Raw genomic sequence first — 24198 nt, 5'->3', positions numbered from 1 at the left:
GGCATCAACGTGATACGGCTCGCCCTGACCGCCTTCGTGGCATGGGGTCGTTTCGGCCCGTACGCCTTCTGACACAGGTCGCATCCGTGCCGATTCGAGCCCTCTTCGACAACGACAGCAAGGCATACCGATGACCGATCAGGCCCACGACCCGTTCAATCCCGAGTTTCCCACCGGAGCCTACGACGACCTGCTCGCGCGAGTGCTGCCGCTGGCCCGTGGCCAGCGGGCTTGGACAGCCGAGGACGGGCCACTGCCGTCGCTGTTCGTCAGCCACGGCGCCCCGCCCACCCTGGACGACCCGCGGTGGCTCGATGACCTGTTCACCTGGGCGCAGTCCATGCCCAAACCCCGGGGAATCGTCGTAGTCTCCGCGCACTGGGAGAACGCCCCGGTCGCCATCACCGGTGCGGCGGCGGGCACACCGCTGTACTACGACTTCGGCGGTTTCCACCCCCGCTACTACACCTTGCAGTACGCCACACCCGACGCCACCCACCTGGCTCGCCGCCTCGCGGGAACGCTCCGCGACACCACCACCGTGCACGAGTTCACCGACCGCGGCCTCGACCACGGCGCCTTCATCCCGCTGATGGCGATGTACCCCGCCGCCGACGTGCCGGTGGTGCAGCTGAGCATGCCCAGTCTCGATCCAGAGGCACTGCTGAACCTCGGCCAACGGATCCGGCATCTGCGTGAGGAGGGTTTCCTCATCATCGGGTCGGGGTTCATGACCCACAGCTTCGCCGTCATGCGCGACCCGGGCCTCCTCGGCCACGGCGCGGCCTTCGACGAGTGGGCCGCCGACGCATTGAGTCGCGGCGACGTCGACGCCCTGATCGACTACCGCACCCAGGGACCCGGTGCGAACGTTGCGCATCCCACTGCCGACCACTTCGTGCCGCTGCTACTCACCATGGGCGCCGCCACCAATGTTGGCACGGCCGCGACCACAGTGATTGAACGAATTGCCTTCGGCAACTCCATCCGATCCATCCAGGTGAACTGAACCAAACGCTTTGTGGTCGCCGAAAGGGAAGGAGCGGTTCATGCGGTTTCTGACATGATCGGCGCGCGTCGGCCGAGTGCAAGGATGTGATATGCGGAAACTCGCCGGGTCCGGGGCGTCTTACCGCCTAATCTAATGCTGGACAATCTTTCCGAGCACTCGACCCCGGAAACCAAAGCGTGGTTGGCGCACAAGAACTGTCGCCGGTGTGGCACTGCACTACACGCCGACGTCGAGTTCCTGGCTGAACCTGATCGAACGGTGGTTCACAGAATTGACAGATAAGCGGCTGTGCCGCGGCGTCGCGGACCTTTCCGACGCGATCACCATGTGGGCGCAGCACTGGAACGCCGAACCCAAAGCCCTTGGGTACGGGAAGGGCCCGCGGAAGACGCCAGCGTCAAAGTCCAAACGCGACCGTCCGCTGTCCGCAAATCAGAATCGCAGACAGACCACCAGGTGGTCTTTACGGGCTCCACCAGCCAGTATAGGATTTCTTATAGGAGGTGGAGCGATGACAGTCACGATGAACGCCGACGAACTGGTTGCTGACCTGGGTCGTGAGAAGGCCCGCGAGGTGGCCGCCCACATCGCCTACCTACGGCGGCTCCGCCAGCTCCATGAGCGCGGCTACACGCAGATGAAGTTGGCGACGCTCGTCGGGGTCAGCCAGCCGACGATCAGCGAGATGCTGCGTCGGGCGCGAGTCAATGCACCAGATGTGCGCCCCGGTACACACGGCGGCACCCCTTATGAGATCGCGGCCCGCTACGCCGCCGGCGAGCTCGACCGGGACATCGCCTTGCGTGAGCTGACCACCTGGCGCTACGAGCGGCCCGCCGATCCCAACCCGATCCCCTGGGCAAACGACGGCGCACCGGTGGTCGAGGGCGGTTTCAACAACCAGGTCGGGCGCGCACTGCGCGACGGTCTGCTGACCGATGAGGACTACGACGCCGTGCTCGACGCCCTGGCGGACGACTGACCTGTGCTGGCACCCGACGAGATCGAGCACCGCCGCGCGTTCCTCGCCTCACTGTCCACCGCGGACGGCCCGCTGCACCCGGACGCTGCGTACGCGTCGGTGAACAACCCGAGGTGGTTCCGCACCGTCGACGGGGTGCTCACCCCGACCGCCCGCCGAACGCAGCTGCACGAGCGGATCCTCGAACAGTGGCGGGCCGCGAACCCACATGTGGTTACCGAGCTGTCCGCGATCCTGCTCGCGGGGCCACCGGGGTCCGGCAAGTCCTCCACCCACGATCGGTTGTTCCACGGCCACGACCAGCGGCAATGGCGCGAACTCGATGCCGACGTGTTCAAGCGCTACCTGCTCGAAGCAGCGATGGAAGACGGCACCCTGCAGGAGCTGTTGCCGCCGGACCTGCGGGTCGCCCCGGGGCAGACGAGCAGGTTCTACCCGTTCGAGTTGTCCGCTCTCGTGCATCACGAGTCCACGGGGTTCTTGTTCACGGCCGCCGAGCGTGAGGCCGTCGACCGGGGAGAGAATGTCATCGTCGACGGCACCCTGGGGTGGAAGCCGCACGCCGAGCGCCTCGTCGCCGGCCTGGCCGAGGCCGGGTATCGAATCCAGGTGGTCGACGTCGAAGCCCCGAAAGACGTGGCGGCGAAGCGGATCGTGGCTCGGTGGCGGCGCGGGTTCCTCCAGGCCCTCGACGCCCCAACGGACCCCGAGCGCTGTCTCGGTGGGCGGTGGGTGCCCGTGACCGCCCTCGACAGCATTTTCACCGAGTTCCGGGCGCCGGACAACACACCGCTGCACGGCAAGTCGGTGACCGAGGTCAACGCACGCGAAGTCAGCGAGGACCACACCGCCGTCACCCGATACGACCTGTATCGCACCACGTCGGCCGATGCCGCCGCCGAACACGTCGAACGCCACGAACGACTCGTCGAGGGCGGCGAACTCACCCCGGTTCCGTTGCCTGAAGCATCGTCTCGGCCAACGAGCGTCAGCGCCGACATACCGGACGCACGCGAAGTACAGGCATACCGCCCACCGGGACGACTCGGCCGGCCACCTACCGAGAACACCGGCTCCGCTACCCTCGATCCTGGCCAGGAAACCTCCCAAGACCTCGACCTGTAGGGACCTATGACCCATATGGGTACTGATGCTTGTAGCGGTGCCGTGACGTGCTGGATAAGGGGTTGCGTCCATGAAGATGGGATGCTCCTGTCAAGCCGTGTCGGCCAGGGATAGGGAGCTGGACTGCTGCTCGCGGTCGGTGAGCCACCGCGAGTAGGTGGCGGCGAGATCGGGGTCGAGGCGTTGCCCGATCTCCAGACGGCGTATGCGCTGGTAGGGAACCGCGAGTGCGGTTGCCACCGTGCTGATCGGGATGGCCAGTGTTCGGCGACGTTGGCCTGTGCCGCTATTTACTGGCAGCGAATTCCGGATGAGATTGAAGACCTCGCGCGACGAAGCGTTTGAGGCAGCGGATGATCTCGCGCTCGGACTTGCCTTCGCTGTGCGTCGCGCAATGTAGTCGACGGTGCGTGTGTCACCGGCGGACATCCGCACGAGCACGATGCGATGGATCGCGGAGTTGGCGGTGCGGTCATCGCCCCGGGAGCCGGTGCCGCTGATGCTTACCCGACGAGACGGGGATGGGTTCAGTTCCAGAGTGCGGCGAACCGCTGCTCGCTGCTCAGTCGTTCGGGTTGTCACCGCAGGCGACCAGAAGCTGGCTGGCGACGAGAGGGCCGACGCCGGGCAGCTGCAATAGGGCCGGGTTGACCTGGGCGGCCAGCTCACCGAGCTGGGTGTCGATGCCATCGATGTCGGACGTGTGCTACTGATGGCGCACGGCCAGTCGATTCAAAGAGCCGCGGAGGGGTGCTCCGGGCCGTGACCGGGAGTCGGCCGTGATCAAGCCAGTGCGGCAACGAGTTTCACGCTGCCGAGATTTCGGTAGGTAGCGCGGATCTGTTCCGGTGCGGTCACCAGCAGAGCATGGATCTGGTTCATCGCCGCGCCTCGGGCCTTGCGAACCGAGGACCGTTCGGTGAGCAGGATCCGCATCGATTCGACCAGCCCGTCGCGGTCTTTCGGGGTCGCCAGCCCGCGCCCGGACAGTGCGGTGACGGCCGCCTGGAACGCGTCGAGCGGGTCGGACATGTGCGGGTGAGAGATCGGTGCGGTCAGACGGGGTCGTCCGCAGAAGGGGTGAGGAGCGGCGGTGCCGACTCAGGAGTGCTCGACCACGGATTGCGGCGGCCAGCGGCCTTCGCCACTCGCAGCAACCCGTCTGGTGCCTCGACTGCTCGACACCATCGTGCGCGCCGGTGGCCTCGAACCGGCGGAGCCGTTCACCAAGGTCCGGGAGGTCCGGGAGATCGGGGTGGCGTACAACGTGAGCCCAGACGCGCCCCCGTCGAGTCTGGATCCCGACGGCGGGAAGCCGTACGCGCCCGCGAACAGGGAAACAAGGAATCGTTGACATAAAATAGTGATGCAGACCATGCTCTCACGGGCGCTATTCGGTCAGATGCTCGTATATCGCACGTCGGAGTGGGAGGGGAGCTGTTGGCTCGTGTGATCGTAGGGAGCCCCTTGCCGACCATGGAAAGGCGATCAAAGGAATGACTGCGTCGTATATCTCTCGGGGCAGTGATCCGTCGTCCGCGCCGATCCTCTTGCATAGCGGAGACGTCGAGGAGGCGACCGCAGGTGTGGGGCAGGTGTTTCATCCTCACGAGCTCACACGGGTTGCGGCGGTGTCCCGGTTCGAAGCAGATCTGAAAGCGGTGGTGACCGGTCCGATGGTGGCGGGCCAGCTCCGGTACAACAGCAACAGCGACCTCTTGTGTCCCGCCATCGAGGGCTACCACGTGAACATCCCGTTGTCGGGTCGGCTGCTGTCGGAGTCGAACGGTGAACAGACCATTGTCGAAGAGAACAGTGCGGTGGTCTATCAGACCGGTACTGATGCCCGGATCCTGACGCCGCCGAACAGTCGGCTGAACATGTTCGCGATGAAGCTCGACCGTGCGGCCGTGCACGCCGCGCTGCAGGATCTGCTGGGTCGGCCGGTCACCGAGCCGGTCCGGATCCATGGCGGTCTCGACCTGGCCGGCATTGATGGAAATGCCTGGCGCACACTTGTTCTGAACACATATCAGAGCCAGATCGCCGGGTCGATGATGGCGAACCCGATGATGGCCCAGCCGTTGACGTACTCGATCGTCGTAGGCCTGCTGTCTTTGACCGACCATCAGTATTCGGTCGATCTGGCGTCCCCTGCGGCGTTGACCGCGCCGGCCACCATTCGTCACGCCGTCGAGTACATCAACGCCCATGCCGCCCTGCCGCTGACACCGGCCGACATCGCCCGCGAGGTGGGATTGAGCGTGCGTGCTCTCCATCGCGGATTCCGCGAGTTCATGGATGCGAGTCCGATGGAGTATCTCCGCGGCGTTCGAATGAAACGGGCGCACGAGGACCTGGCCGGTGCGCAGCACGACACCGAGACGGTCGCCGGCATCGCGGCACGGTGGGGGTTCTTTCACTACGGCCGGTTCTCGCGCGAGTACCGGCAGATGTACGGCGTCAGCCCTTCCCAGACCTTGCGGTACGGCTGAACAGCGGGTGCCCGGCAGCCCATCGCAACGGGGATCGGGGCGGCATCGAGATGTGGCGCTCAGTGGATAGTGGCGTGCGCTCTGGGGATAGAGCCGCCCGAGTGGGGTGCCTAGATTCGTTGGTAAGGGCAGCGGGAGACCGGCCCGACCAGCACCCCGAACGGCGCTGACCGACCGATCACCTCACACCTCACCGAACCAACGTGGCAAGAGATGATCGACATGTACAGCACAACGACCCCGTCTACCAGCTCCCGGACTCGCGTGGTCTTCGGCGAACGCGAGGCACGCACCCCCTTCCGGAGTAACCCCCTTCTGACACTCGATACTCGAGTGGCCCTCGGGTCGTGCAGCGGCAGGCTCGTTGCCTCTCATGACCCGGCGACGGGTACGGAGCAGGTGATATTGATGATCGGAGAGACCGTGCGGCGCGCACGACGTTCCGGTGCACATCGTTAACGAGGAAGCGCTGCTCATCGAGGGCATCCGTAGCGCCAGCGCCCACACCCCTCAGCTGTTGATCGGCGACTCCACACTCGGGATATCCGGCGACCCTGCGCCGCGGCAAGGGGAGGTCAGCCGCCAGCTCTGTGAAGGCGGACCCATCCGCACCTTGCTCGCGCTGTCCGGTGCTCAATCAGTTGAAGTCGACTGGTCCCCGGCGCCAGTCGCCGCGTGAGCTGGCCGACACGAAAGCGAGCACGGTCGGCTACCGCCGGGCGGGCTTGCATGCGTGACAACCCAAGCGGGGTGTCCTGCGGGGCACCTCCGCTGACGAAAATCGAACGCACTTGACCCCGCCCCGACGGTCCGCTGTCCACCAGGCAGCGCAACGGCGGGGCGCTGGCCTGCGTTGATGTGCGCGACTTCAACGGGTGAGCATGCCACCGGGACCCCATTGGCTCGTGCGTAGGTCGCTGTCGCTACGTGGATAGTCCGCGGCACTGTGTGGATAGATATGACGTAGGCAACTTCGTAACTTCGTAAGTGAGGCCGAACACAGCTGATATCGGCAGGGTCGGCCTCGACCCTGAACTGAAAGTCGCTCTCTTAGACGATTTTCCCGCTTCCCAAGCCATGGAGGCTGTTATGTCCACCGTCGCATCCGATTCGACGCCAGTTCTGCACCTGATCGTGGATGAGGTCCGCCGCGAATGTGACGACGTGCTCACGCTGAGTTTGATCGATAGCGCCGGAGAGGACCTTCCCGTCTGGGAAGCAGGCGCGCACATAGACATTCACCTACCCGGCGACATGATCAGGCAGTATTCGCTGCACAGCGACCCCGGCGACCGATCTCGATACGAGGTCGCGGTTCTGCGCGATCCGAACAGCCGGGGTGGATCGCAATACATTCACAACGAGGTCAAGAAGGGCGAAACACTCACCACGTCGCACCCGCGGAACAATTTTCCGCTCAAGCCTGCCGACGAGTATCTGTTCATCGCCGGTGGTATCGGGATCACGCCGATGCTTCCGATGATCCGCACCGCCGAGTCCCAACAGCGCCCGCATCGGCTGATCTACGCCGGCCGTTCCCGCACGAAGATGGCATTCGTCGAGCAACTGGGTGACCAGGACAATGTTCAGTTCTGCGTGTCCGACGAAGGCACCCGGATGAACGTCGACGACCTCCTCGACTCGCACCTCGGTCCTGGGGTGCACATCTACAGTTGCGGACCGCAGCGCCTCCTCGAGGCACTCACGTCCCGCACCGGCGAGCTCCGCCTGTCGAAACAGTTGCATGTCGAACACTTCTCCGGCACCGCCGTCGAGCTCGACCCCAATGCCGAGGTGGCCTTCGAAGTCGAACTGTCGAGGTCGGGCAAGACGCTGACCGTCGCACCCGACCAGACCATCCTCGACGCCGTCCTCGCCTGCGGCATCAAGGCGTCGAACAGTTGCGCCGAAGGCGTCTGCGGTTCCTGCGAGACCACGGTCCTCGAGGGTGAAGTCGACCATCGCGATCAGATCCTCGACGAGGACGAGCAGGCCGAAAACGACGTGATGATGATCTGCTGCTCACGCGCCCGCTCCGCACGGCTCGTTCTCGATCTCTGACGAGGCACGACCGATTCCTCACATTCGCTGGCTCGTCTCAGCCCGGCGTATCACCGCACCCGTCCATTCATAGGAGAATCGACATGACTGAAACCACCTCCGCGCCGCACGGTTCGGCAACCTCGCCCGGCAAGTGCCCGGTGAGCCAGTTCGCGGCGGAGTTCAATCCGTTCGACGAGCAGTACCTGCAGGACCCGTACGCCGTCTTCACTCAGGCGCGCAACGAGGAGCCGGTCTTCTACAGTCCCGAGATCGGGTACTGGGTGGTGAGCAAATACGAGGATGTGGTCGCCATCTTCAAGGACACCGAGTCCTACAGTGCCACCGCCGCCGGTGAGCTGATCAAACCGCCCTGCCCGGCCGCGATGGAGAAACTCGCCGCCGTCGACTTCGTGCCCTCGACGATGCTCGTCGACGAGGACGCACCGCTGCACACCAAGCGGCGCCGTGTGCTGCGCAAGGGTGTCACCGACGACAGGGTCGCCGAAATCGAACCGACCACCCGCCGTTTCGTCAAGGACTGCCTCGACGCGATCGTCAAGACCGGCAACGCCGACATCGTCGCCAACATGACATTCCAGGTGCCCGCTCTGACTGCCTTCGTGCTGATGGGTGTTCCCGAGGCCGAGGTCGAACGTGCCCGCGGCTACGCGTCCCGCTTCGCGCTGTGGATCTGGGGCCGCCCGACCGACGAGCAGCAGGTGGAGTTGGCGGGCGAGTTCGCCGCCTACCTCGAGTACGCCCGTGAACACGTCGAGCGGCTGATCGAGAATCCCGGCGACGACTACATGAGCAACGCGATCAAGGCGTGGCAGAAGGCCGGCAACGACGACGTGTGGGACAAGACCTACCTCGCCTCGATCATGCAGAGCCACCTCTACGCCTCCCACGAGACCACCACGAACGCAACGGCGAACGGTTTCAAGGTGTTGCTCGAGAACCGTGATCAGTGGGAACTGCTCTGCAACGACCCCTCCCTCATCCCGAACGCGGTCGAGGAGATCCTGCGCTACGCGTCCTCGGTGCCGGCCTGGCGGCGAGTGACCACCCGCCCGGTGACGATCGGCGGCTTCGACATCGCCGCCGGTGAACGCATCCTCGTGCTCACCGGATCGGCCAACCACGACGACGCCATGTTCGACGACGGCGACCGCTTCGACGTCACCCGCGAGAACGCCGACGAGCACCTCGCGTTCGGATGGGGTATCCACCACTGCCTGGGGCAGGCCCTGGCCCGGATGGAGATGCGCGTGATGCTCGAGGAGACCACCAAGCGGCTCCCGCACCTGAACCTGGTGGAAGGGCAGGAGTGGACGTACTCGCCGAACACCTCCTTCCGAGGACCCGAGCACGTGCTGGTCCAGTGGGACCCCGCCCAGAACCCGGTGCCCGGGGATCGACCGTGACCGAACAGGATCTGTCCCCCGCACCTCCGGCCGTGCGGAAGTTCAGCGACCGCGAATTGCGCAGCGCGTTCGGCAGGTTCGTCAGCGGCCCCCTACTACCTCCCCGGACAGAAGACACTGCCCTCGCACACTGCGCTTCCCATGCGTGAGGACGAGCGAGGTGCGACACTTGTCTTCACCGGACAGGCGCTCGGGCTCGAGGGTGAACCGGTTCCGTTCGCGCGACTTGACCTGTGGCACGCCGACACCGACGGCTACTACTCGGGATTCGCACCCGGCATCCCCGACGGCAAACCTCCGGGGCGTCGCCGTCACAGATGAGCACGGCAAATTCGAGATCACCACAATCTTGCCCGCTCCCTATCAGATCCCCACCGATGGTGTTGTCGGCGCCTTGATCAGATCTGCCGAGTGGAGCCCCTGGAGGCCGGCTCGCCTACACCTGATTGTCAGCAAACTCGGATATTTCCCGCTGACCACCCAGTTGTACTTCCGCGACGGGCAGTGGCTCGACAACGACATCGCGCAGGCAACCAAACCCGAGCTGATCCTCGACGTTCAACCCAACCAGGATGGGGTGCTAAAGACGCACTACGACGTCACCCTCGACCCCGTCCAACCCTGACCAATGTTCTCCAGAAAGGGAACACCATGCACACACTCATGGTCCTCTATGGCCCACCCACCGACCCCGAGGCCTTCCGCACGTACTACCGGGACACCCACCTGCCGATCGCACGCAAGCTCCCGGGCGTCCGCGCGATCCGCCACACGGTAGACGTCGCGGCAGCCGAAGGTGACTCACCGTTCGCGGCGATCTTCGAGGCGGACTTCGATTCAGCAGAGGACATGGGCGCGGCTCTCGCGTCCCCCGACGGTGCAGCCGCTCAGGCCGATGTACCCAACTTCGCTACCGGGGGAGTGCAGATCCTGCACTTCGCACAGAACGTCACGTAACCGGTCGGCCACAGTCACCAGACGGGGGTTCTCCGCCATCTATTGTTGGCGGAGGACCCCCTTCCGCTTATCTTCGCGTTTCGAACGTGCCGTCGGGGAACCGCAGAGGCAGGTTCGGTGCGCCGCTCGACCGGCAGCAATCACCACTGGCGAACCGAGCGACATACCACTGGCCATTCACCTGATGGTCTCGCCAGGTGACTGAGTAGCCCACCTTCGCCTGGTTGCCGTGGGCGTCCAGCGACACTGCACAATCGGGTGAACCCGTCACGCGGAACATGTAGCTGAAGGTCAGCGCGGGGGAGCGGGCGGACGAGATTACCGGCGTGAGAGAGCGGGGTCCGAATGAGCGAGATCGGCAGTGTGGGTGAGCGACAACTCCAACAACGGCATGGCACGGCGGAATGCGCCGCGAAATTCTACGTGGATCAGGTTCTCGACCATCTCAATCCGGCCATGATCGAGTTCGTCGGTCGTCAGGAGATGACTTTCGTTGCCACCGCTGACGCGTCCGGCGAATGCGACAACAGCCGGAGTTCCGGAGTTCCGGGGTTCATTCACGTAATCGACTCGACGACGCTCGCCTACCCCGAGTACCGGGGCAACGGGGTGATGGCCAGCCTCGGTAACATCCTCGAGAACCCGCATGTCGGAATCTTTCTCGTGGACTTCGTACGTGTCCTGATCGGCCTGCACGTCAACGGCTCAGCGCGGATCGTGGAGGACACGGACCTGCGTTCCGAGATCGTCGGACTCCCCGTCGGCGGGTCGAACGGGCGCACACCGGAGCGCTGGGTGGTCGTCGATGTCGAGGAAGCTTACATCCACTGCCGCAGGCATATTCCGCGAATGGCGCGCGTTCCGCGTCAGCGGGATTGGGGAACGGACGACGTGAAACGCAAGGGCGGCGACTACTTCGATGCGAAAGGCACGATGCCGCTCGACGCTCAGCCTGTCGGCGACGAACTCATGCAGCCGATCAGGCCGGACCTCTCGTCGGCGCCCGGTCCGCGCGCCGACACGGGCCGGACGATGTACCGGACACACCGGCCGAGTTGACATAGAGAGCCAGCACAGCCGCCGACCGGCGGTCTGGGCGGGGTGTCAGAGTCGACTGCACCACGACGCCGTGGCTGGCGTGCATCTCTGTCCGGGTGAAATGACACTGTGCGACCACGCTTGCGCGCTGGTGCGGGATGTGGTTCGACGGGGGTATGTACGTCGTGCTCGTAGTGATTCCTCGGTACGGTGCAGCAGGATCTTCCGCACTCAAACCGGGCGAGGGTGCTGCGCGACCCCGCGGGTACGGGAGCAGGGGTGTCGGGGGTGAGAAGGCGACGGCGAGCGTGAGGGCAGAACAGCTCCACCCGCGCACGAGCGCGCGGTCTCAGCGGTGAGATCCGCGCCCGTGGGGACCTCAAAAGGTTGTGGCGCCATCGGCCTCAGTACAGCGGGTCATGGCGGATGTTGCCGGCATCGACCCCGGCGGCCATCAATCGATACTTGGTTGTGCGGACCATCGATGGTGATCCCACAACTTCGATGTCGTGATCGGTCCAGTCCGCGTATTCGGCGACTACACGGCTGATCTGGCCGGTGAGTGGATCCTGCACCCTGCCCGAGGTGTGCGACGTTCTGGGGACCCACCACGGATCGTCGCTGTGCTCGGTTACCGGGATGACGGTCAGCCGCGGATGCGTCTGCGTCAATGCCCACAGCATGTCGAGGTCGTAGAGGTCACAGGGGTAGGTGCCGCTGACAAACAGATGCGTCCGAGGGGTGGTGCCGCCGCGCTGCGTGGTATCCATCAACTGCGCTCGCAGAGGAGCGATTCCGGTTCCTTCGCCGATCATCAGCCGGCTTCGGCGAGGATCTCGCCACATGCCGAGAGAACCGAGTGGTGATCCGATCAGCCAGGTGTCGCCGATCTGTGACTCTCCTACGATCGCGGGACTCACCCAGCCACCGGAGACTCGTCGGACATGGAACTCGACGATCCGGTCCGGTGTGGGTGGCGTTGCCAACGACAGGTAGCGCCACATCCTGGGTCGGCAGGGTACCTGCACGCTGACATACTGTCCCGGTTCATACGTCATCGTGTGGTCGAGTTCCAGGCGCACGATCGCGAGGTCGTCGAGTACTCGGCGGTGCTCGATCACCGTGCCCACACGTGTCGGGGGTCCCTCGTCGGAGTTGGCGGCCTCGGTCATGATCGAGGCGATCAGTGCGATCGTCAGACGCCACGCGTGATCGGTCTCGTCGGTCCAGAGTTCAGGTCCGGCGAGGTTGGCCAGCGCGGCGAGGAGTGCGTCGCCGACGGCGGTGTAGTGATCCTCTGTGACTCCGTATTTGCGGTGATCTCGTCCGAGTTGGGCTAGCAGTGGGAGTACGGATTCCGGTGTCTCGAGTTGGTCGATGACGTAGCTGATCGCCCGCATCAGCCGATCGCGTTGGATGTCCATGGCTGCCGGGAAGTGCTGGCGGGTATCGGGATGGGTGGCAAACAGAATGGCGTAGAAGAAACGTGCGAACGTGTCCTCGCCCTCAGGGATCGCTCCGATAGATTTGAAGCTTGATCGGACCAGTGAAATCGTCAGAGGATCCACGACAATCGGTGCCCTTTGTCTTCGTTGAGAATGTGCGTGATGTCGATCCCACTTCTCCCGGATGAAGCCGCGCCGATCGTGGTGACGGGAGCGGTGTGCCGGGGTTGAGCGAGGCCGATGATGCGCAAGCGCTGAAACAGCGTTACGCCGATCGGGCCGAGGGAACCACGGCGGCGGAAACTAGTGCACCGGGCCTTGCGGCCGAGATGTTGAGTCCGTGGTAGCTGACGGCACGATGCGGGGGCGCGAGGTACTCAGCCCTGGAGCCGCGGCGCTGTCTGGTCCTGTCTGCCGGCAGACGGCGCCGGTGACGGCGATCGGCACTGAGGGCATCGTCAATCTCATCTCATCGATAGGGCCAGATGGATCCTGTCGGGTTCAGTTTCGCGGACCTAGCCGACCTCCAACCGAGTGCTGCTCTCGGATTACACACCTGGTGAGGCATTCGTGAGCCCGCGGTGGTGTTTTACGCTCGAATGCGAAACAAATAAGCAGGATTCCACTACCAAATGACGGTGATCGGCTGCTCGGGTATGCGGCAGGCCGCGGCCCGCCGCACGTGTCACGGCGCTGCATGAGGGCGAATCAGGCACCTGACACAAACTCCAATTTGCAGGGAAGCACGGCATTCTTCGGTGGCTAATGACGGATGGGCAAGCGCGAATGTGCTCCCCACCTGCGGATAAGGTGGTTTCGGCGCCGAGTGAGGCGCGCGCCAAAGATCTTTCATGTCGCAAAAGCCGACAGAAATCAGTAATTGACGAGTGAACAATCAATGCCTACGGTAATTCCGGATGTGAGCGGTATCACTCGGCAATGTCGTGGCGTGTTGTACGCCAGCGCCGAAGCTCCTCCAATTGAGTGAAATATGCATCTGCACAGTCCCTTTGAGGCAGATTGACCGAACAGGAGTCGAACCGATGACCGACAAGCTGAAGTTTTTCTCGCAGGAGTGGTGCGAACTGGCGCTCGAGGCTGTCAATGCGAACGCCGAGGTGTACAAGGGATTCAAGGACCCCGATTCGTTCACCAACCGCATGGAGTTCGGCACCATCGGTAAGGACGATGTGGCCTGTCATATCGAGTGGGAGAAGGCCAAGATCATCTCCTGGACGATCCGCAAGTTCGACGAGAGCGACCTGTGGTTGAAGATCAACGGGACCCTCGAGACGTGGCAGCGCGCGGCCGAGGGTGACGCCGAGGGCGGGAAACTGCTGCTGGCCGGAAAGGTCAAATTCGCCAAGGGCCCGATGTCGGCAGCCATCGAGAACGCCGGAGCCTTCAACAATTTCCTGCTGTCGTGGGGACAGGTGCCCACGGACTGGGACGTGTGACCCACTAACCAACGGCCCGTGTGGGACTTGCGTGTTCTCCACGCGAGTCCCGCGCAGGGGCCGATATGACATATCGCTGACCCCTGCTGTGAAAGGCCATGATCGATGACTACTGTTGAATCCGAGGCATACCCGGTCTCTCTCTACGACGGGGACGACGCGAACGGCGTCGCCAGCATCGTCGGTATGCTGATTGGGCAGAACGTCGAGAACTTCCCGTCCCGAGTCAAGTTCGCACRCAAGATCTCCCGGCCGGTGTCGATCTACAGCACCGACACCGACAGTGCCTGCACGATCGTGTTCGGCACCGACGAGGCAATTGTCTACAACRACATCGTGGGTCGGCCGAGCGTCACCATCAGTGCCAGCGTGGATCAGATCCTCGACGTGTCACAGTTGCCGATGAAGGCCGGCGGTTTGATTCCGGTGGGATTTTTCACCAACCGGGGGATGACGGTGCTCGGCGGAATCCTCACGCACAAGCTCGTGGTGAAGGGTCTTCTCACACACACGCTGACGGCATTGCGCACCATTGCGCTGGTCTCGGTGGTCGAGTCATGACGGCGATTTCGGGCCGGAGCCGGCACACCCTCGATACCGAGGCCACCGTGCCGATCGGATATGCCGAGGAGACCCCACCGGGTGGCTTCGTCGATCCGCCGCGGCGCGCCTCGACCACAACGAATGTGGCGCGGGTGCTCCTGGTTCTCGCGCTGATTCCGGTGGGTGCGTTGTACCTGTATCCGCGGATCTACGACTTGACGGCCACGCCCTATCGGCTCGATCAAGCGGTGGTGTCCGCCGGTAACTACAACCCGGCCCTGGATCAGATTGTCGAGCACGAGAAGGTCACGCTGGCTGCGTTCGATGCGCTCGAGAAGATGAAGGCATCCCTGGCGAGTGTCCTGAGCACCGATGCGGCCGTGACGGCGGAACTGAACACCCTCACCGGGCAGATCACCGGCGACGTGCAGAAGACCCTCGACCTCGCCGGTGCGAACGTGACCGATCTCGTCGCCTCGCTGGATACGTTGACCGCGCACATCAGCTCACTGCAGGCGCCGGTCGACGGCGCCACTGCGGCTGTCGCCCGTGACCGCGCCACCTTGGACGCCATCCTCACCGACGCACGTTCAACGGCCGAGAAGGTCCACAGGACCCGCCTGTCGGCGGAAGAATCCGCCAACGACCTGTCTGGAAAGTAGGAGAAGTACCTTGATTTTCTTCGGACGCCGCGGCGGGCCGGCCCGGATGGTGCTGTCGATCGTCGCGGTGGGTGTTCTCGGCCTGCTCGCCTTCGTCGTGTTCAACCTGAACACCCGACTCGACAACCAGCAACGCGCCAACGAAACGAGCATCACCGCCTCCCAAGGCATCGTCGACGTCAACGACCGACTGACCAAGCAACTTGCACAATTGACCGAACTGACCCACACCGCGCAGACCGCACTCGATGCGACCGCCGCGCTCGGGCCGCTGCTGACCAAACTCGATGAGGCGATCGCCCCGGCAGCGCAGATGCTTGCCAGCAGCACCGACGGGGCGCAGTTGACGAACGATCAGCTGACCAACATCCAGGGCATCCTCGGGGAAGTTCAGAACACCGTGCTTCCGCTCGTGGACTCGGCGCAGGCGTTCGGTGACCAGGGCCGCCAATTGTTGGCCATCGTTCAGGGACTCGTCAGCGACCTGCAGGGTTCGGTGGCGGCCGCGCAGACCATCAACCAGATGCTTCCGCTCCCGGGCTGAGCCCTACCTTCTCTCCTCCAACCGATCTGTACCTACTCTCGACTGGACGTGACATGCAGCAGGGCACCGACTTACCGGACGAGGCGTACCCCCGCCGAGGCCTGGCCGGACTTCAGCGACTCGACATCCCAGCATCGGCGCTGCCATACCGAAAGGGCGTACTGCCCCACCGACTGGACATTCCGAGCGCTGCGACACCGAGTTCCAGCAGGTTCGCCGTAGCCACCGAATGGATGGGCCGCCTCGCTGCGGTCTTGGCCGTGGTCCTGTTCGGGCTGGTGTTGGCGGCCATCCACAAGGGTCAGCTCGTGCAGGACAGCGCGCGCACGATCGTGGACAACTTCCGGCTGACCAACGACTACTTCGCCCAACGGGCAGATCTCACCGCCCCGGCCACGGCCCACAAGCAACTCGATGAGCTGGCAGGGGTGTTGGCTCAGCTCAATACCGCAACCGCCGCCGACGTCGATCACCTGGCCGCGCTGCTGCCGGACGCACGGGCGTTGCTCGCCGCCGGTCAGGGCGACACCGCGATCGCCGGGCAACTCGAGACCGTCGCCACCACGCTGCAAGGCTCCGCCACGTCGCTGCATCAAATCTCGGCGGACGCGAACACCACCGTCACCGGCGTGAACAACGAGCTCACCACGGCGATCGACATGGTGAACGCGCTCAACGCGGAGCTGACGCGGACGACGAACAAACTCGCGCTGATTCCCGAACAGGGAGCCTTCATTCCTGCACCGGGAGGGAACTGATGATCACCAAGAAGGCATGGCTCGGGGTAGTGCTGATGCTGGGGCTGGCGCCCGCGGTGCTGCTCTGCGCCGTCAACGGGTTCCTTCCCGGACTCGACGACGTCATCGACCCGCTGGGACGACCGTCGCAGCTGAGTCTCGAGGTCATCGATTCCGCCGGCCAGTTCGACACCCTCACCGGGATCCTCGTCCCCAAACATGCCCAGCTCGCCGGAGACATACAGGCGCTGGACCCGCTGGCACACGACTTGGAAGGCCTGACCAACAAGGCCGGAGAGCTGACGGGACAATCCAAGACACTCAATTCCTCCACCGGCGACGTCAGCACGATCGCGGGTCCGCTGCCGGGCCTGGTCGCGAACGTGACCGACCGCGCCAACCAAGCGAGCCCGACGGTGGCGGGACTGTCGACGGCGGTCGGCTCGGTCACCACGCAACTCGAGGCGATCAACACCGGACTGACCACGATCGAAGGCACCCTGGGAACGCTCGGCCCCAAGGCCACTGCCATCGCCGCGACCCTGGCGAATGTCGAGGAAGAAGCCCGGCACATCCAGGAACTCGGGCCCCTGCTCGCGGTAGTCGGGCCCCCAGTCAACTCCCTGAATCTCCCCCCTCTCGGCGTCGCGACCACCCCCACCCCGTAACGCTCGGACTGGTCAGGAAATGACACGGAACGAGTGAAAGGCAGAACACACACCATGTTTCGGCTCTGCTGGGCGATTGCCCTGGCATTCACCATCGCACTCTTGTGCGGCATTCTGATCGTCACAGGAGATTTGAGCATCACCAATGACATCTTCAAAGACGGTGTCAATCAAGCAAAAACCGTGGACAAGACCACCAACGACGCACTTTCCGGGGCGAAGGAATTGCCTCCCGCCAACGCCGCCATCAACCAAGGCCTTCCAGAAGTCGTCGGGGTGCTCAACTCCCTCACCCGCGCGGACCAGACCCTCGGCGATCTCGGCACCCAACTCCAGGCGCTCGGTGACGCCCTGAAGTCCGCGGACGCCCCACTCGGCGGGATCATCGACGCAGGTGCATCGGCAACCGATCAGGCCAACGCCGCCGCCGTTCCCGCGGGGCAAATCGTGCACACCCTCGCCGACGCCGACGCGAAAGTTCAAGCACTCGCCCTCTTGTTGGACCAATCACTCGCCCTCGGGCAAACGATCGACCAGAAACTGCGGATCGCGCTGATCCTGCCGGTTATCGGAAACTGACACGACACCGATACAGGTGAGCGAGACGACCTCGGATACTCCGGGCACTAGAGAGCCGGAGTATCCGGGGCGGTGTGGATCTGGGCTTGATGCCTCGGTCCACATGTGGTCGGGAGTGGCTGAGCCACCGCCGGGGGCGTGATCAGCTATCGCTTCGTGGGATGCGGCCGGTGGTGCCGGAACCTCTTAGCTTGATCTTTAACCTGGGCAGGCGGCCCCGACGGGTTTTCTAGCTTTGGTTTCGGCGCGTTTGCCCACGTGGTGATGCGGTGCGCGGTGGGTGTTTTTCGATCCGGGTGGGCGTCCGGGTCCGGGTCGACTGGGTTTCGGTGCACTGGCCGGAACAGGCATCGTCGCGCGGGTGCGCGAAAACCCTCGACGAACCTGTGCCGGCGTCAATCGTGTTGGTGGGACAGGCCGTTCCCACGGGCGGCGTAGGTCCTCGGCCAGAGGACGGGCGAGCCGGAGTTGGGCGTAGGCCACCAGCACGATCCAGGTCCAGCGGTCGGCCGCCTCGGGGCTGCGGAGCTTCGGGGCGGTCCACCCCAACGTCTGCTTGAAGAAACGGAACGTGTGTTCGAGGTCGAAGCGCCGCAGAAACATCTGCCACAATCGGTCGATATCGGCGGTTCCCGCACCAGGATGTGAGTACCAGAGCCACACCGGTTTGGGATGCCGGTCCCCGGGCAGGTGATCGACCGTCAGCCGGATCACCGTGCCTTCGACGATCGGCGGCGGTCCCGGGTGGTCCGCCCACGAGCCACGATGGACGAGCCTCGGGTGCAACCGATTCCACGCCGCAGCGGTGGCTGTTCCGTAGCGATCGGTGTCGGTGCTGGTGGTGGTCTCGGGTTCGGGCCAGGTCTGGGGGTCGGCGAATTTGAAGTCGGAACCGTGCCGGGGTGGGCGCCCGGTACGGCCCGGTGGCGGCGCCGGGAAGCACAGCACCCGGTCCGAACGCATCCGACCCAGCACCTGAACCGGGAGATCGGCGAGCACGAACGCCAGCCGGGCCAGCTCGTACCCGGCGTCGAACACCAGCAGAATGTCCGGGTCGCCGTCGCGGTGGTGCCCGGCGTCGCGCAACCGCGTGATCACTTCACGCACCTGGGTGGCCGTCACAACGGTTTCGTCGTCGTCGGGGCGCAGGCGGACCGCGTCGAGCACCGTCGTCCACGAGGTACGGCCGGTCTCGAGGGCGGCGACAAACGAGTACGGCCACCCCGGGATCAGCTGTGCCTGATTCTTCCCGCGGCCGTAGACGTGGCAGAACCCCCGCTGCGGACTCGTCGGTGCATCCGGGCGCAACCAGGCACTGATGTCGACGGCCAACACGATCCGGCCGCCGCGATCACGCGGGATCGTCAGTCCGCCGAGGGCGCGGCGCAGCCGAGCGAGATCTATTCGGCCGCAATTGATTGCGTCGTACAAGGCGCCGTGACCGCGCCGATGCTCGGCGGCCAGTGACAACTCGACCAGGGTGCGAACCGCGGTGCCGGAACACAGCAGCGCATCGGTCAACTCGAACAAAGCATCACCTCGGGCCGGCAGACACCGGTGGAACTCTTCGCGGAACGACACCAGGCCGACACGCGGATCGGGGACCGATTCTTCCCCGACCGCCCGCCGGTCGGGCACACTGATACTCACGGCCACCGCCTGTCTTCGTCTCGAAAGTTCTCTGGAAGGAACCTCAAGATGATCAGGCGGTGGTCGCCTCATGCCGCTGCGACACGCCGAACAACACCAGCACCAACTGCCTCACACCACGGCAGTGGTTAAACGACAAGCTCAGTAATCGGCAGATAGCCGAAAGGCTGGTGATCTCGCGGCGCACCGTCGACGGGCACGTCGAGCACATCTTCGACAAGCTGGCCGTCAGCTCCCGCACCCAGGTGGCGGCGTGGGTCGCGGCCCGGGCGCATCCGCCCGCCGTGGAGACCGGCCGGTAGCCGGGCCGTAGCCGCCGGCCACGCGAAAGGCACTGCACAGTCGGAGATCTCGACGGTCTATACTCCACGTCGTCGCCCACGGTCGTGGGCACCACCACGGGGAGGCAACGCATGACGTCGCAGCAGCAGGACACCGGGGCGGACTACCGCGGGCCGCTGGCACCGCCGCCGGCCAGCAGTCTGCCGCTCGCCGTACTTGCGATTGTCGCGTTCGTGCCGTTCGGTATCGTCGCGCTGCTGCGTGCGCGCACCGTCCACCGGTTGTGGGAGCGCGGCGAGTACGACCTGTCGGTGCGCGCCGCCGCCGACGCCCGCCAGTGGTCGATCCGCGCGATCGCCCTCGGTGTCTCGATCGCCGTGTTCGCGGTCGGGGCTGTGCTGGTGCTGTCGAAGCCCTAGCCTGGCGAAACACCGTGAGCGGGAGACGCTTCTACGGGTGGCCGCGGGCGTAGCCAGGCAGGCAGCCACCGCGGCTGCGCATCGGGCGCCTGGTCGAGCACCCCGCCTACCGGATCGTCGATGAAGCCGTACCGCACGAGGTCCTCGTCGGGCCGGTAGATCTGGCGGAGTATCAGCGCACAGATGACCACGACCGCGACGTCGCGGACCACCACCGCGGCGGTGAACCACTGCTCGGGGAGCCCCTTGTTGGAGACGCCGAGGTAGTAGAACATGCGCGGCACCCACACGAGTGCGTCGATCGTCATCCAGGCCAGCAGGATCCGCCGGTGCGGGAACGCGAGCACGGCCAGCGGCACGAGCCACAGCGAGTACTGCGGGCTCCACACCTTGTTGGTGAGGAGGAAACCCGCGACCAGCAGGAAGCACAGTTGGGTGAGCCGCGGCCGTCTCGGCGCCGTCAGCGCGACATACCCGATCCCGACGCACACGAGCGCGAACAGCAGGAACGACACCGCGTTGAGCACGGTGGGCGCCTGACCGGCCGCCAGGATGCCGTCGAATCCGGTCCAGCCCGTGAACGAGGAGATGACGTTGTAGACGGAGTCGGGGTCGGCGCCGCGTTCGGAATTGAGCCGGAAGAACTCGGCCCAGCCGCGCGGGAACAGCACGGCGATCGGCAGATTCACCGCGATCCACGCGCCGACCCCGGTCAGTGCGGTAACCGACCAGTCCCGCACCCGGCCCGTGCGCAGACACAGCACCAGCAGGGGTCCGAGGAGGAGCAGCGGATACAGCTTGGCGGCGCCGCCGAGCCCGAGCAGGATCCCGGCGAGCACCGGCCGTTTTCGCGACCACGCCAGCAGCCCGCCCGCGGCGAAAGCCGTTGCGAGGGGATCGAAATTCGTGAACGCGTGCACGATCACGAGCGGGGACGCGGCGATCAGCGCGGCGTCCCAGATCCGGCGTCCGGCCAGCAGCGCGCTCGCCCAGACGGTGACCAGCCAGGCCAGTGCCAGACCGAGTGCGACGACGTTGAAATAGATCGCGACCTGCAGGGCACCGGGCAACCAGTGCACCGCATCCCACGACTTCGCGATCGTCATCGCGCCGTACTGGTAGAGCCCGGAGATCACCGGGTATTCCATGTAGCGACGCTGGATCTGGCCGTTGCCTGCGCTTTCTTCCCACCACTTCTTGTAGGGGAACGCGCCCTCGTTCAACCGTTCCGCCCCGTACAGGGGCACCGTGTCCGAGTAACACATCGCGACGTACTGCCTGCTGCCGCTCCAGTCGAGCCCGAGCGCACCGTTCTCACCGACGGGAGCCTGCTGGATGCACGGCGCCTTCGCGAACCAGCCGAGCGCGAGAAACACGATCGCCAGCAACAGAATGGCGCGCATCGGCGTGAAGAACCGGCTGCGCCCGACGACCGCGTGCCGTCCGACCGGACCGCCGATCACGCCGGACAGATCGGCGGTCAGAGGGTCGGTGCGGCCCGGAAGGTCCCGCCAATCCGCGGAACGCCGGTCTTTCGCCAGCGGCGCGGGCGAGACGAAATCCGTCTCGCCCGCGTCTCGGACGGCGTGCGCGTCACGGTTGTCGGCCACTCCGCGAGGCTACCGGTCGCCGTTAACGGGTCGGAACCTGCTGCTGGCCGTTGCCGTTACCGGCGTTCGGCGGTGTCGTCGTCTCCGGTTCCGCCGGAACGGCCGGGGCCGGGGTGGTCTGCCGCGGTGCCAGTCCCGGGATCGGGATGGTGATGCCGGGCAGGATCTCCACCGGCGAAGGCGTCACGACCACCGGCGGCACGAGTTCCGTCGGCAACTGGAACGTGCTCGACGGCGGCGCCGACGTCTTGGTCGGTGCGGGCGCCGAATAGGCCGGGACACCCGACTGACCACCGATCGCACCCGGCTTCGGGAACTTCTCGACGTCGGTGCCCTCGAGGGCGCCGTCCATCGTGTCCTTCCAGATGTCGGAAGGCAGACCGGAACCATAGATCATGGCGCCGCCGCTGTTCTCCAGCGCCTGACCGTCGGTGGTGCCGACCCACACCGCCGTGGACAGCGACGGGGTGTACCCGACCATCCAGGCGTCCTTGTTCTTCCCGGTGTCGCCGAGCTGCGCGGTACCGGTCTTCGCGGCCGACGGGCGTCCGCCTGCCAGGTTGTGGCCACGCGAGTACCCGGCGATCGGCTCCATCGCCGACGTCACGTTGTCGGCGACGTCCTTGTCGATGCGGTCCTCACCGGTGTCGCCGCCGCGGTCGAGCAGCACCGTCCCGTCCGCGCTCACGACCTTCTGCACGAAGTGCGGTGCACGGTACGTGCCCGACGCGGCCAGTGTGGCGTAGGACGACGCCATGTCGAGGACCCGCGACTGGTACTGGCCGAGCACGATGCCGTTGTTCGGACCACTGCCGTCCGGCTCGGTCAGCGAAGGCCCGACGCCGGGGATCTCCTGCGGGATGCCCGCCTTGTGGGCCATGTCGGCGATCGCCTGCGGTCCGCCGTCGAGTTCGAGTTCCTGACGGTAGAAGCTGGTGTTCAGCGACCGCTTCAACGCCTCGGCGATGGTGCAGGTGCCGCAACCCTCGCCCTCGACGTTGCTGATGGTGATGCCGTTGACCGTCAGCTCCGAGCTGTCGTACATCTGCGACAGCGGGATGCCCTGGTCGAGGGCCGCGGCGAGACCGAACACCTTGAACGACGAACCGGTCTGCAGGCCGGCGTTCGCGAAGTCGTAGCCGCCGCCGTCCTCGCCACCGTAGTACGCCCGCACCGCGCCCGTCTTCGGGTCGACCGACACCACACCGGTGCGCAGGTTCTCCGGCTCACCCTCCATGTTCGAGCGGACCGAATCCACGGCCGCCGCCTGGGCGACCGGGTCGATGGTGGTGGTGATCTCGAGGCCCTCGGTGTTGAGCAGCTGCTCGCTGATCCCCGCCTCACCCAGCTCCCGCAGAACCTGGTTCTTGATCAGACCCTCCGGTCCGGAATCCTGGTTGCCGTTGTCGACCTGAGCGATCGGCACGTACGGCGGATACTGCATCACCGACCGGGCCGACTGCTGCAGCGTCCCCGCCGACACCATGCCGTCGAGCACGTAGTTCCAGCGCGCCTGCGCGCCCTCCGGGTTGGTCTCCGGGTCGAGCAGCGACGGCAGCTGGATCGACGACGCCAGCACCGCGCTCTCCTCGACCGTCAACTGGTCGACGGGCTTGTTGAAGTACGCCTTCGACGCGGCCGCGATGCCGTACGCACCACGCCCGAAGTAGATGGTGTTCAGGTACGCGGCGAGGATGTCGTCCTTGGACCACTCACGGGCCATCTTCGACGAGATGACGAGTTCCTTCATCTTTCGCGTCAGCGAACGCTCGGAACCGACCATCGTCTTCTTCACGTACTGCTGCGTGATGGTCGAGCCACCACCGGCGCTGTCCTTGCCCAGGACGTTGTCGCGGGCGGCACGCGCGAAACCACCGATCGAGAAGCCGGGGTTCGAGTAGAAGTCCCGGTCCTCGGCAGCGAGCACCGCGTCACGGGTGTGCTTCGGGATCTGGTCGAGCGTCACCTCGGTGCGGTTGCCCTCCGGCGGCACCACCTTGCTCAGCACCGACGTGCCGTCGGACGCGTAGATCGTGGCGACCTGGTTGGTCTTGAGGTCGCCGGGACGCGGAACGTCCTGGACGACGTAGGCCGCCATGAACAGCAGGATCGGGATGATCAGACCCAGCGCGACACACGCGAACGCCGTCCGGCGCACGATCTTCCACCGCGACTTCTTCACAGCCGTCTTCTTTCCACCCTTCGGCGGTTCACCACCGCGGCCGCCACCGGTCTTGCGGCCGTTCGACGGCGGCGGTCCCGGCGGGCGCCCACCGGGGCCCGACTGGTTACGCGCCACCGGGGGCGCACCCGCGGGACGTCCGGGCGGGGGACCGGGACGGCGCGGCGGGGGACCGGGCGGCCGGCCACCACCCTGCGGCGGCGGACCGGGACGACGCGGCGGCGGGCCGGGGGGACGGCCACCACTCTGCGGGGGCGGAGGCGGCATCCGGCGCGGCGGGGGACCACCCGCAGGCTGTCCGCCGCGGGGTGGTGGACCTCCGGGGCGCCCCTGTGGCGGGGGGC

27 protein-coding genes are annotated in these 24198 nt (G+C 65.4%); 21 read left to right on the top strand and 6 right to left on the bottom strand.

Annotated elements, in window-relative coordinates; genetic code table 11:
- The first annotated feature begins 130 nt into the window (after positions 1-130).
- From AC1DWT_RS01955 to AC1DWT_RS01945, 3 genes are all read left to right on the top strand, one after another.
- Entirely contained in the window at positions 131-1009 is an 879-nt protein-coding gene (locus AC1DWT_RS01955; RefSeq protein WP_477919460.1) for a DODA-type extradiol aromatic ring-opening family dioxygenase, read from the top strand.
- Positions 1010-1523: 514 nt separating this feature from the next.
- Positions 1524-1994: a helix-turn-helix domain-containing protein gene (locus tag AC1DWT_RS01950; RefSeq protein WP_477919458.1), complete on the top strand. Its 471-nt coding sequence runs from the start codon at positions 1524-1526 to the stop codon at positions 1992-1994.
- Positions 1995-1997: 3 nt separating this feature from the next.
- Positions 1998-3119 carry a zeta toxin family protein gene (locus tag AC1DWT_RS01945; protein ID WP_477919457.1) on the top strand — a complete coding sequence of 374 codons (1122 nt, stop codon included), beginning with the start codon at positions 1998-2000 and terminating at the stop codon, positions 3117-3119.
- Between the two features lie 90 nt (positions 3120-3209).
- On the opposite strand, the gene AC1DWT_RS01940 is transcribed toward AC1DWT_RS01945, so the two are convergent.
- Positions 3210-3359 (bottom strand): hypothetical protein, encoded by a 150-nt coding sequence (locus AC1DWT_RS01940; protein WP_477919455.1) that lies wholly within the window; start codon positions 3357-3359, stop codon positions 3210-3212.
- Positions 3360-3902: 543 nt separating this feature from the next.
- The gene (locus AC1DWT_RS01935) at positions 3903-4151 is read right to left on the bottom strand and encodes an IS110 family transposase (RefSeq protein ID WP_477919453.1); all 249 of its coding nucleotides are present in this window, start codon (positions 4149-4151) and stop codon (positions 3903-3905) included.
- A 61-nt stretch (positions 4152-4212) separates the two neighbouring features.
- Between AC1DWT_RS01935 and AC1DWT_RS01930 the strand changes: the two genes are divergently transcribed.
- The 9 genes from AC1DWT_RS01930 (at position 4213) to AC1DWT_RS01890 (ending at position 11097) form a co-directional block, all read left to right on the top strand.
- Positions 4213-4473, top strand: a complete 261-nt coding sequence (locus AC1DWT_RS01930; protein WP_477919451.1) for a hypothetical protein — start codon at positions 4213-4215, stop codon at positions 4471-4473.
- 142 nt (positions 4474-4615) lie between these two features.
- Positions 4616-5614 (top strand): AraC family transcriptional regulator, encoded by a 999-nt coding sequence (locus AC1DWT_RS01925; protein WP_477919449.1) that lies wholly within the window; start codon positions 4616-4618, stop codon positions 5612-5614.
- A 445-nt stretch (positions 5615-6059) separates the two neighbouring features.
- Complete coding sequence (locus AC1DWT_RS01920) at positions 6060-6293, top strand: hypothetical protein (protein WP_477919448.1); 234 nt, start codon at positions 6060-6062, stop codon at positions 6291-6293.
- A 410-nt stretch (positions 6294-6703) separates the two neighbouring features.
- Positions 6704-7675: a PDR/VanB family oxidoreductase gene (locus tag AC1DWT_RS01915; protein ID WP_477919447.1), complete on the top strand. Its 972-nt coding sequence runs from the start codon at positions 6704-6706 to the stop codon at positions 7673-7675.
- Positions 7676-7758: 83 nt separating this feature from the next.
- Positions 7759-9081, top strand: coding sequence for a cytochrome P450 (locus AC1DWT_RS01910; RefSeq protein WP_477919446.1), 1323 nt, complete (start codon positions 7759-7761; stop codon positions 9079-9081).
- Between the two features lie 9 nt (positions 9082-9090).
- Positions 9091-9402 (top strand): dioxygenase family protein, encoded by a 312-nt coding sequence (locus tag AC1DWT_RS01905; protein ID WP_477919570.1) that lies wholly within the window; start codon positions 9091-9093, stop codon positions 9400-9402.
- A gap of 28 nt (positions 9403-9430) precedes the next feature.
- A complete protein-coding gene (locus tag AC1DWT_RS01900; protein ID WP_477919445.1) occupies positions 9431-9706 on the top strand; it encodes a dioxygenase family protein in 276 nt (91 codons plus the stop codon).
- 26 nt (positions 9707-9732) lie between these two features.
- On the top strand, positions 9733-10038 hold the full coding sequence (locus tag AC1DWT_RS01895) for an EthD family reductase (protein ID WP_477919444.1): 306 nt from the start codon (positions 9733-9735) through the stop codon (positions 10036-10038).
- A 345-nt stretch (positions 10039-10383) separates the two neighbouring features.
- Positions 10384-11097 carry a pyridoxamine 5'-phosphate oxidase family protein gene (locus AC1DWT_RS01890; RefSeq protein ID WP_095860353.1) on the top strand — a complete coding sequence of 238 codons (714 nt, stop codon included), beginning with the start codon at positions 10384-10386 and terminating at the stop codon, positions 11095-11097.
- Between the two features lie 383 nt (positions 11098-11480).
- On the opposite strand, the gene AC1DWT_RS01885 is transcribed toward AC1DWT_RS01890, so the two are convergent.
- A complete protein-coding gene (locus tag AC1DWT_RS01885; RefSeq protein WP_095860352.1) occupies positions 11481-12644 on the bottom strand; it encodes a globin domain-containing protein in 1164 nt (387 codons plus the stop codon).
- A gap of 920 nt (positions 12645-13564) precedes the next feature.
- On the opposite strand from AC1DWT_RS01885, the gene AC1DWT_RS01880 reads away from it, so the two are divergent.
- The 7 genes from AC1DWT_RS01880 to AC1DWT_RS01850 all read left to right on the top strand — a co-directional run bounded on the left by AC1DWT_RS01880 (position 13565) and on the right by AC1DWT_RS01850 (position 17711).
- On the top strand, positions 13565-13978 hold the full coding sequence (locus AC1DWT_RS01880) for a hypothetical protein (protein ID WP_095860351.1): 414 nt from the start codon (positions 13565-13567) through the stop codon (positions 13976-13978).
- A 105-nt stretch (positions 13979-14083) separates the two neighbouring features.
- A complete protein-coding gene (locus AC1DWT_RS01875) occupies positions 14084-14539 on the top strand; it encodes a hypothetical protein (RefSeq protein WP_477919443.1) in 456 nt (151 codons plus the stop codon).
- The gene (locus AC1DWT_RS01870) at positions 14536-15183 is read left to right on the top strand and encodes a hypothetical protein (RefSeq protein ID WP_095860349.1); all 648 of its coding nucleotides are present in this window, start codon (positions 14536-14538) and stop codon (positions 15181-15183) included. Before AC1DWT_RS01875 ends, AC1DWT_RS01870 begins: the two co-directional genes overlap by 4 nt.
- A gap of 10 nt (positions 15184-15193) precedes the next feature.
- Positions 15194-15727 (top strand): hypothetical protein, encoded by a 534-nt coding sequence (locus tag AC1DWT_RS01865; protein ID WP_095860348.1) that lies wholly within the window; start codon positions 15194-15196, stop codon positions 15725-15727.
- 53 nt (positions 15728-15780) lie between these two features.
- The gene (locus AC1DWT_RS01860) at positions 15781-16485 is read left to right on the top strand and encodes a hypothetical protein (protein WP_477919442.1); all 705 of its coding nucleotides are present in this window, start codon (positions 15781-15783) and stop codon (positions 16483-16485) included.
- Positions 16485-17132 carry a hypothetical protein gene (locus tag AC1DWT_RS01855; RefSeq protein WP_095860346.1) on the top strand — a complete coding sequence of 216 codons (648 nt, stop codon included), beginning with the start codon at positions 16485-16487 and terminating at the stop codon, positions 17130-17132. Before AC1DWT_RS01860 ends, AC1DWT_RS01855 begins: the two co-directional genes overlap by 1 nt.
- A 54-nt stretch (positions 17133-17186) precedes the next feature.
- Positions 17187-17711 (top strand): hypothetical protein, encoded by a 525-nt coding sequence (locus AC1DWT_RS01850; RefSeq protein ID WP_477919441.1) that lies wholly within the window; start codon positions 17187-17189, stop codon positions 17709-17711.
- A gap of 198 nt (positions 17712-17909) precedes the next feature.
- On the opposite strand, the gene AC1DWT_RS01845 is transcribed toward AC1DWT_RS01850, so the two are convergent.
- The gene (locus AC1DWT_RS01845) at positions 17910-19361 is read right to left on the bottom strand and encodes an NF041680 family putative transposase (protein WP_244163818.1); all 1452 of its coding nucleotides are present in this window, start codon (positions 19359-19361) and stop codon (positions 17910-17912) included.
- Between the two features lie 59 nt (positions 19362-19420).
- On the opposite strand from AC1DWT_RS01845, the gene AC1DWT_RS01840 reads away from it, so the two are divergent.
- Together AC1DWT_RS01840 and AC1DWT_RS01835 are read left to right on the top strand one after the other, a co-directional pair.
- Entirely contained in the window at positions 19421-19663 is a 243-nt protein-coding gene (locus AC1DWT_RS01840) for a response regulator transcription factor (protein WP_477919440.1), read from the top strand.
- Positions 19664-19774: 111 nt separating this feature from the next.
- Complete coding sequence (locus AC1DWT_RS01835; protein WP_072947291.1) at positions 19775-20062, top strand: CD225/dispanin family protein; 288 nt, start codon at positions 19775-19777, stop codon at positions 20060-20062.
- On the opposite strand, the gene AC1DWT_RS01830 is transcribed toward AC1DWT_RS01835, so the two are convergent.
- Together AC1DWT_RS01830 and AC1DWT_RS01825 are read right to left on the bottom strand one after the other, a co-directional pair.
- Entirely contained in the window at positions 20059-21672 is a 1614-nt protein-coding gene (locus tag AC1DWT_RS01830; RefSeq protein WP_072947292.1) for a glycosyltransferase family 87 protein, read from the bottom strand. The genes AC1DWT_RS01835 and AC1DWT_RS01830 overlap by 4 nt on opposite strands.
- Positions 21673-21694: 22 nt before the next feature.
- Positions 21695-23971, bottom strand: a complete 2277-nt coding sequence (locus tag AC1DWT_RS01825; protein WP_241031397.1) for a transglycosylase domain-containing protein — start codon at positions 23969-23971, stop codon at positions 21695-21697.
- Positions 23972-24198: the final 227 nt, after the last annotated feature.

The organism is Rhodococcus sp. P4_B6, assembly GCF_056402215.1.
This window is presented reverse-complemented; position numbering and strand designations above follow the sequence as displayed.

Coding starts and splice junctions, on each gene's coding strand:
- AC1DWT_RS01955 (WP_477919460.1), top strand. CDS start 131: ATGACCGATCAGGCCCACGACCCGTTCAATCCCGAGTTTCCCACCGGA.
- AC1DWT_RS01950 (WP_477919458.1), top strand. CDS start 1,524: ATGACAGTCACGATGAACGCCGACGAACTGGTTGCTGACCTGGGTCGT.
- AC1DWT_RS01935 (WP_477919453.1), bottom strand. CDS start 4,151: ATGTCCGACCCGCTCGACGCGTTCCAGGCGGCCGTCACCGCACTGTCC.
- AC1DWT_RS01925 (WP_477919449.1), top strand. CDS start 4,616: ATGACTGCGTCGTATATCTCTCGGGGCAGTGATCCGTCGTCCGCGCCG.
- AC1DWT_RS01915 (WP_477919447.1), top strand. CDS start 6,704: ATGTCCACCGTCGCATCCGATTCGACGCCAGTTCTGCACCTGATCGTG.
- AC1DWT_RS01910 (WP_477919446.1), top strand. CDS start 7,759: ATGACTGAAACCACCTCCGCGCCGCACGGTTCGGCAACCTCGCCCGGC.
- AC1DWT_RS01895 (WP_477919444.1), top strand. CDS start 9,733: ATGCACACACTCATGGTCCTCTATGGCCCACCCACCGACCCCGAGGCC.
- AC1DWT_RS01890 (WP_095860353.1), top strand. CDS start 10,384: ATGAGCGAGATCGGCAGTGTGGGTGAGCGACAACTCCAACAACGGCAT.
- AC1DWT_RS01880 (WP_095860351.1), top strand. CDS start 13,565: ATGACCGACAAGCTGAAGTTTTTCTCGCAGGAGTGGTGCGAACTGGCG.
- AC1DWT_RS01870 (WP_095860349.1), top strand. CDS start 14,536: ATGACGGCGATTTCGGGCCGGAGCCGGCACACCCTCGATACCGAGGCC.
- AC1DWT_RS01860 (WP_477919442.1), top strand. CDS start 15,781: ATGCAGCAGGGCACCGACTTACCGGACGAGGCGTACCCCCGCCGAGGC.
- AC1DWT_RS01855 (WP_095860346.1), top strand. CDS start 16,485: ATGATCACCAAGAAGGCATGGCTCGGGGTAGTGCTGATGCTGGGGCTG.
- AC1DWT_RS01850 (WP_477919441.1), top strand. CDS start 17,187: ATGTTTCGGCTCTGCTGGGCGATTGCCCTGGCATTCACCATCGCACTC.
- AC1DWT_RS01835 (WP_072947291.1), top strand. CDS start 19,775: ATGACGTCGCAGCAGCAGGACACCGGGGCGGACTACCGCGGGCCGCTG.